General features: G+C 56.3%; 6 protein-coding genes. 2 read left to right on the forward strand and 4 right to left on the reverse strand.

Going from position 1 to position 6,879, the window contains the following annotated elements; translation table 11 throughout:
- The first annotated feature begins 270 nt into the window (after positions 1-270).
- Positions 271-840, forward strand: coding sequence for a CarD family transcriptional regulator (locus MUU53_RS19195; protein WP_247262317.1), 570 nt, complete (start codon positions 271-273; stop codon positions 838-840).
- Positions 841-1,127: 287 nt separating this feature from the next.
- Positions 1,128-1,991, forward strand: a complete 864-nt coding sequence (locus MUU53_RS19200; RefSeq protein WP_247262318.1) for an RNA polymerase factor sigma-32 — start codon at positions 1,128-1,130, stop codon at positions 1,989-1,991.
- A gap of 69 nt (positions 1,992-2,060) precedes the next feature.
- Here MUU53_RS19200 and MUU53_RS19205 read toward each other — a convergent pair whose 3' ends face one another.
- From MUU53_RS19205 to MUU53_RS19220, 4 genes are all read right to left on the reverse strand, one after another.
- A complete protein-coding gene (locus MUU53_RS19205) occupies positions 2,061-3,062 on the reverse strand; it encodes a PDR/VanB family oxidoreductase (protein WP_247262319.1) in 1,002 nt (333 codons plus the stop codon).
- A gap of 26 nt (positions 3,063-3,088) precedes the next feature.
- The gene (locus MUU53_RS19210) at positions 3,089-3,826 is read right to left on the reverse strand and encodes a GntR family transcriptional regulator (protein WP_247262320.1); all 738 of its coding nucleotides are present in this window, start codon (positions 3,824-3,826) and stop codon (positions 3,089-3,091) included.
- 8 nt (positions 3,827-3,834) lie between these two features.
- Entirely contained in the window at positions 3,835-4,884 is a 1,050-nt protein-coding gene (locus tag MUU53_RS19215; RefSeq protein ID WP_247262321.1) for an aromatic ring-hydroxylating dioxygenase subunit alpha, read from the reverse strand.
- 135 nt (positions 4,885-5,019) lie between these two features.
- The gene (locus MUU53_RS19220; protein ID WP_247262326.1) at positions 5,020-6,459 is read right to left on the reverse strand and encodes a M48 family metalloprotease; all 1,440 of its coding nucleotides are present in this window, start codon (positions 6,457-6,459) and stop codon (positions 5,020-5,022) included.
- Positions 6,460-6,879 lie beyond the last annotated feature (420 nt).

Consider the following 6,879-nt stretch of genomic DNA (forward strand, 5'->3'; position numbering starts at 1 on the left):
CATAATTGTGGTAGACAATAGGAACTGTTCCACAAAGCGGCATTCGCGTGCCCAAAAACATCACGAAAGCAACACATCGCCCGCCGCGGTTTCCGTGACACACCACATATGTGAATGTCTTGGTCGCAGACGCGGAGAGGGAGTCGTTTTCGCGCGCGTTTGGCGGATCAGTATGGAGTCACCCGACGGTTCCCCCGTCTCATCCGGGCCTGACAGACCCGGCCCCGGCACATGGATAGCCGGGTGCGTAACAGGGAGTTTGTTAAACGAATGACGACCCAGCAGAAAAAATCTTCAGCGCGCCACGGATTCAAGACCGGTGAAGCCATCGTCTACCCGGCGCACGGAGTGGGTACTATCACGGCGATCGAGGAACAGGAAGTTGCTGGCATGAAGCTAGAGCTTTTTGTGATCGATTTTGAAAAGGACAAGATGCGCTTGAAAGTTCCAGTCGCCAAGGCTGTGAGCATCGGAATGCGCAAGCTGTCCGAGAACGATTTCGTCGAACGCGCTCTCAAGGTCGTTCAGGGCAAGGCACGTGTGAAGCGTACTATGTGGTCGCGTCGCGCACAGGAATATGATGCCAAGATCAATTCCGGAGATCTGATTTCCATCGCGGAGGTTGTGCGGGATCTTTATCGTGCTGAAAATCAGCCTGAGCAGTCCTATTCGGAGCGCCAGCTGTACGAAGCTGCACTTGACCGCATGGCCCGGGAAATAGCTGCCGTCAACAAGATGTCGGAGACGGAAGCTGTTCGTCTGGTTGAAACCAATCTGGCCAAAAGCCCAAAGCGTGGCAAGGCGATTGAAGAAGATGATGCGCACGAAGAAGCGGCTTGAACGCTCTTTAAGATACCCCTCAAAAACCCGGCTCCAGCCGGGTTTTTTATTGGAACCATTTTTTCCCTGAAGCGTTTACCCGCCGGACCGGCGAAGAGTGCTGTCTTGTGATCCTCTTCGCCAATCCACACCGCGAAGCAAGGCCTTGGCCGATCTTCCCGTCGAGCAGCCAGGGATTAAAAACGCATGAACTCACGATATTTGTTGAAGCGCAGTGATCCACGTCCTGTGGCCGGGGAGTACTCAAATTTGCAATTTTCCAACCACTCAGTTTCAGGGAGAGCGCTATGAACGCCATGTCCGCAGATCGCAACATGATTAAGATCGCCATGTCTGCACCCTACCTCGCCCGCGAAGAGGAGCGAGATCTGGCTGTCCGTTGGAAAGACGACCAAGATCAGGACGCTCGCAACCAGATTGCTTTGGCTCACATGCGACTCGTCATCGCTATGGCTTCTAAATTCCGCGGCTTTGGTTTACCGATGAGCGACCTCGTTCAAGAAGGTTATGTAGGACTGTTGGAAGCGGCGGCAAGGTTTGAGCCTGCGCGCGATGTACGATTTTCGACCTATGCGAGTTGGTGGATCCGTGCGTCGATGCAGGATTACATCCTGCGCAACTGGTCTATTGTCCGCGGGGGGACCAGTTCAGCGCAGAAGGCGCTGTTCTTCAACCTGCGTCGACTGCGTGCGAAGCTCGCGCGCGGTGACAGCAACCTGACAGCTCAGGCCATTCATGAAGAGATTGCGACTGCATTGGGTGTCAGCCTGGCCGACGTTCAGACCATGGATGCCCGCCTCTCCAGCAATGATGCGTCATTGCAGGCGCCGTCCATCTCGGGCGATGCAGACAGCGCCGAGCGCCTCGAGATGCTGGAAAGCGCCGAACCCCTTCCAGATGAACAAGTGTCTGGCATGATTGATGGTGAGCGCCGGATGCGCTGGCTGCAGGGTGCACTCACGAAGTTGAATGATCGGGAGAAGAAAATTATTCGTGCCCGGCGCCTGACGGACGATGGTGCGACGCTGGAAGCGCTGGGCGCGGAACTTGGAATTTCCAAGGAGCGTGTACGTCAGATCGAGAGCCGTGCTATCGAAAAGCTGAAGTCGGCTTTGGTCTCGATCAATCCGCAAATGGCTGCCGCCTGCTAAGTTTCAGCCTCATGAGGGCAGGCCGCGAATGATGCGGCGCGCCTTATTTTAGGCAAATCTAAATTTAATCTAAGTAGGGGCGCGTAACGTTGCGGAGTGGCTATCCTCGCGGTAGCCGGTATCGATCGTGATCGTTCCGCCAACCGCTCGTGAAACACAGGCGCACATTTTAGCTTTTTCGCGGCGTTCTTCCGTAGAAAAAAATACGTCGCGATGATCAAGCGGGGCGGATGCCTCGATTATGTTGACCGCGCAAAGGCCGCATTCGCCGCGACGACAATCATAAATCATGTCAATCCCGGCCTCCACCAGCGCATCCAGCATCGTCTGATCTGCTCGCACCGCGACGATTTTCTCACGACGTGGCACATGCACTTGGAAAGATTCCTCCGCAAAGCGGCCGCTATCCCCAAACACCTCAAAACGCAAGCGACTCATCGGTCTGCCGCTTTCACGCCATAAGTTCCGAGCCGTCTCGAGAAGACCGTGGGGACCACAGAGATAGGCTTCTCCATCCGGCGGCAGCGCGGCAAACTCGCCCGCGAGGTCGAAGGCCTGTCCATCCTCTTGACTAAATGTTTCTATGCGGTCTCCCAACAGATCGCGGAGCTCACTTGCGAAGGCCATCTGCTCTATGCTTCTGGCGCCATAGATCAGACGAACCGACTGGCCACGTGTCGCCAGAGCCTTCGCCATGCCATAGATCGGTGTGATGCCGATGCCGCCTGCAACCAGCAGGTAATGCGAAGCTCGCCATGAGAGCTCGAACCGGTTTTCTGGTTCGGTCATTTCGGTCTCGTCACCGGGCTTGAGCGTCCAGACAAATGCCGAGCCCCCGCGGCTATTGGGGTGCAATTTTACGGCAATTTTCAGAGTACCGGGTTCACTCGGTAGGACCGTATAGGTGCGGATGGCTGGCTCGCCATTGATCATGACCTTGATATTAGTATGCGATCCCGGATCGAAAGACGACCGTAAGTCCTCGACGGCGAAAGTTACTGCGCGCACATCTTCGGCAGGGGTCTCGATGACAAGCACCCGCGCCGCGCGCCATTCCAATTTGGAGCGCATCAATTCCTCCTCAAAACAAAGTTCTTTCAGCCCGACATCAAGGCCAGAGCCACTACCTTGCGGCGCAGGTCAGGCTGCTCCTCCAGAACGAAATCCAGATTTTGACGCGCAAGCCGAGCATGCTCGCGCGCAATCGCTTCGGCACGTGATCCCTCACGCAGCTTTATGGCTGAAAGCATAGCCTTGTGCTGGGTCTGTGCAACAATGAGAGTACGGTGGAAGGCAGGCACATCCACTTGTGTGTTGACGAAGGCATTCGGGCTGGCGAAGGGCAAACTTGCAGTTCGCTCGATTTCCCGCGTGAGAACTTCGCTGCCGCAGAGGTTCCATAGAAGACGATGGAAGTCACCGTTCAGGACTTCGTAACGCTCGAAGTCCATGTCGTGAGCACTAACCTGCATCACGAGATCGAGTTGGCGAAGTACCTCATCAATCACCCTCAGTCGGCTTGCCGAGGCGCCTCTCTCTGCGGCAAGTCGCGCGGCAGTTCCCTCCAGTACGCCACGAAGTTCGATCGAGTCAAAGACTTCCTGCCTGCTGAAGGATCGCACAGCGTAGCCGCCGGATGGGATCAGGCATACCAGTCCTTCCTGTTCCAGCCGCTGCAAGGCGCTGCGCAGCGGAGTGCGCGATACACCGAGACGCTGTGCCAATGCGACTTCCGAGAGGCGCTCGCCCGGTTCCACCTCGCCGGTGAGCACGAGATCTCGCAGGGCAAGCAGGGCTTTCGCACTCTGTTGTTTCGGCTCGCGTTCCGTTCCCATGCCACTGTTCACTCTGCCGCTACTGCCTTTGGTCTCGTTTCATCATCGATCATGCGGTCAATAAGCTTTCGGGCCCACATTGATCCGGCGTCGATGTTGAGATTGTAGAACTTGTGATCCGGATTGGTGTCGAGGGCGACCTGCTGAGCTTCCAGCACCACTTCATCCTCGCGGAATACGCCTGCAACACCCTCCCGCAGTTCGTGCGTGCGCGCCTGATTGCCGAGATCGTAGTTCCTGGCAAAGGCCCAGAAGTAGAGGCAGGTTTTCTCGGTCGACGGCGTAATCGTGTTCAGCACATAGCCGTTCACGCCCTTTGACCGGTCACCCTGTGGGGCACCGGTGCCCGCTTCGGCTACGCCGACATCGATGGTCACGGTGCAGGGGGCCTCGAAGCGGATGATCTGCCAGCGGTCGACTTTGCCTTGGCGACCATATTGTTTGCGCCAGAAGGGAGGCGGATCAATATTTTCCATCCAGCGCGTGATGTAGGCAAAACGGTCTGAATGGTTCGCCTCAAAAGGCGCTTCAGCCACGGCGCGATTGCCGATTGAAGAGCCGTGCACGAAGGTCTCGTGCGTTAAATCCATAAGGTTGTCAATAACCAACCGGTAATCGCACCTTACCTCGATCAGTTTTCCATCTGCGGCCCAGTCCGGATCCTGATTCCAATGCAGGTCCGGAATGAGCGCGGGATCTGCAAGAGAAGGGTCACCCGGCCATATCCAGATGAAGCGGTGCTTTTCGGCGATCGGGTAGGACTTTACGCAGGCAGATGGATTGATGGTTTCCTGAGACGGCATGTATACACAACGGCCGGTATCGTCGAACTCCAGGCCATGATAGCCGCAGATGACGTTGTCACCTTCCAGCCTACCTAGTGACAGCGGTACGAGCCTGTGCCAACAGGCATCCGCAAGCGCGACCGGAGTTCCGTCATTCTTACGGTAGAGGACAACCGGTTTGTTACAAATGGTGCGCGGCAGGAGAGCGCGCTTCAACTCTACATCATAGGCGGCGGCATACCAGGCGTTTAGCGGAAAACTTGGCTTTGACATGTGCAACACTCCTCTTGGTGAGAGAATTTGCAAAATGTATACATCATGTCAAGCGAAGAGAAGAGTTTTGCCGAAAATTCCCCATATGGCTGCAATATTGCTTTTTGATGTATACAGAAATCTAATTGTCGCGGATCAGTCTGAAATGATCTTCAGCCTCTGACCGGGCGTGATGGCCGCACCGGTCGGTAGTGCGTTCAGAACACGGAAAAGGTCGAGCTTGCGGTCGGTTCCCATCATACGCGCCGAGAGCGTAGTGATCGTGTCGCCTGGCTGAGCTATGACCACACGTACGCGCAGTGGCTTCAGATCGGCCGCTTCCTGAGGGGTTATCTTGCGGAAGCTGTTGCGGATAGTTTCCGCTGTTGCCTGAAGCGAGGAATTGCCTTTTGGCACCGCGGTCAGGAAGCGGAAGATCCGCTTGTCCATCCGGATAACAGTGACATCGAAATCCCAGCGTTCCGCAGAGGCTTTCGCATTGGCGGCAGGCAGGCCGTTTACGGTGATGTCGCGAACCGTATCCGGCAGAAGCCCGGCAACCCAGCCGCTTGTCAGATAATTGGTCAGGCTTTGTGTATCGCTGCCTTCCACGCCGTCGAAACGGATAGCAGTTTCATCCGGACCGGTTGCGAGCACGGCTTCTGCCTTGTTGTCGATGCGAAAGCCTTCCGGGACATCGAAACGTATGCCAAGGCCCGCATGTAGGAAGGTCTCGTTACGAACATAGCCTTCCTCCGGGCTGTCGCCGTAGAGAAGGCCATCAACACCATTGAGGTAATAGTCCCGCCCCTTGTCGCCGACGGTTCCCTCCTGCCCAAAAGCGCGTGCGTGCTGACGCGCCAGTTCCACACGCTGAGGGGCGTTGGGGTGGCTGGACAGAAAGTCCAGGCTCTGGTCATTTTCCGGATCTACCGAGGAAAAGCGGGCATAGGCGGCCATGCTGTCCAGGAAGCGTGCTGCGGCATAGGGGTCATAACCGGCCTCACCCAGCATGCGCACGCCTATCACGTCCGCCTGCAGTTCCTGCTGTCGGGAAAAGGCTGCGAGACGCAGCTTGCCACGGGCCAGAGCCTGCTTGCCTGCCAGATCGCTGGAGAGAACTTCAGCCACGACACGGCTCGCGATGACTTCGGCCTCTTCCCGTTTTTGTCGTTCTATGCCGTGATTGGCGGTCACATGTGCCATCTCGTGGCTGAGAACAGCGGCGACCTCCGATGCGTCGTTTGCCAGAGCCAATAGGCCACGGGTTACGTAAAGATAGCCGCCTGGCAGTGCAAACGCATTGATGGCCGGCGAGTTCAGAATGGTGATGCGATAGGACTGATTAGGATTTTCCGATACTGCGGTCAGTGCGCCGGTGATACGCGCAACCAGCCTCTCCGTCTTGGCATCGTGATACTCTCCGCCATAACTTGCCAGAATGCGTGGATGCTCACGCGCTCCCATGGCGGCTCGAGGATCATTCTTCTGAACTGTATCGACGATCTGCGGGTTCGTGGAGGGTTTCAGATCGGCCTGATAGCTTTGGTCCAAAATGGACTGACAGCTTGTCAGAAGCGTGGCTGCGGCAAGCATTGAAACGAGCGCGCGGTATCCGTGCCGCTTCCTGGAGAAACGGCCTTCTGAAAGTGTCTGTCCGGGGCAGTCTCCCCCGGTGATGCTGGAACCTTCAATCGGAAATATCATGCTTCCAAGCCCGCCATCCGGCGCATCCTGCGGCCTCTGCCTGCCGCGATCTCCTGCGAATATGCGGATGGCAAGATGTTTCTCCGTGAACCGCTTCAACTTACTTAAGTAATCAGCGGCGAAAGGGCAAACATCATTCCGCTCTTTTCTTGCATTGCGGCATCGCATTGATGCAAGTCTAAAATGTGGCGCCGGAGTTAACGCCTCGTGAACCGCTGTAAGATTTCAGCAAGCTCTAGGCGGTAGTGACGATTTAGCTATTTGAGCCAGATGGCGATGGCTGCGAGTTTGACGAATCCCATGAAGTTG

Origin of the sequence: Affinirhizobium lemnae (assembly GCF_022968395.1) — a bacterium.
In the GTDB taxonomy this organism is placed as follows: domain Bacteria; phylum Pseudomonadota; class Alphaproteobacteria; order Rhizobiales; family Rhizobiaceae; genus Neorhizobium; species Neorhizobium lemnae.

Bases quoted from the DNA above. Each gene is read 5' to 3' on its own strand.
- MUU53_RS19195 (WP_247262317.1), top strand. From the start codon at position 271: ATGACGACCCAGCAGAAAAAATCTTCAGCGCGCCACGGATTCAAGACC.
- MUU53_RS19200 (WP_247262318.1), top strand. From the start codon at position 1,128: ATGAACGCCATGTCCGCAGATCGCAACATGATTAAGATCGCCATGTCT.
- MUU53_RS19205 (WP_247262319.1), bottom strand. From the start codon at position 3,062: ATGCGCTCCAAATTGGAATGGCGCGCGGCGCGGGTGCTTGTCATCGAG.
- MUU53_RS19210 (WP_247262320.1), bottom strand. From the start codon at position 3,826: ATGGGAACGGAACGCGAGCCGAAACAACAGAGTGCGAAAGCCCTGCTT.
- MUU53_RS19215 (WP_247262321.1), bottom strand. From the start codon at position 4,884: ATGTCAAAGCCAAGTTTTCCGCTAAACGCCTGGTATGCCGCCGCCTAT.
- MUU53_RS19220 (WP_247262326.1), bottom strand. From the start codon at position 6,459: ATGCTTGCCGCAGCCACGCTTCTGACAAGCTGTCAGTCCATTTTGGAC.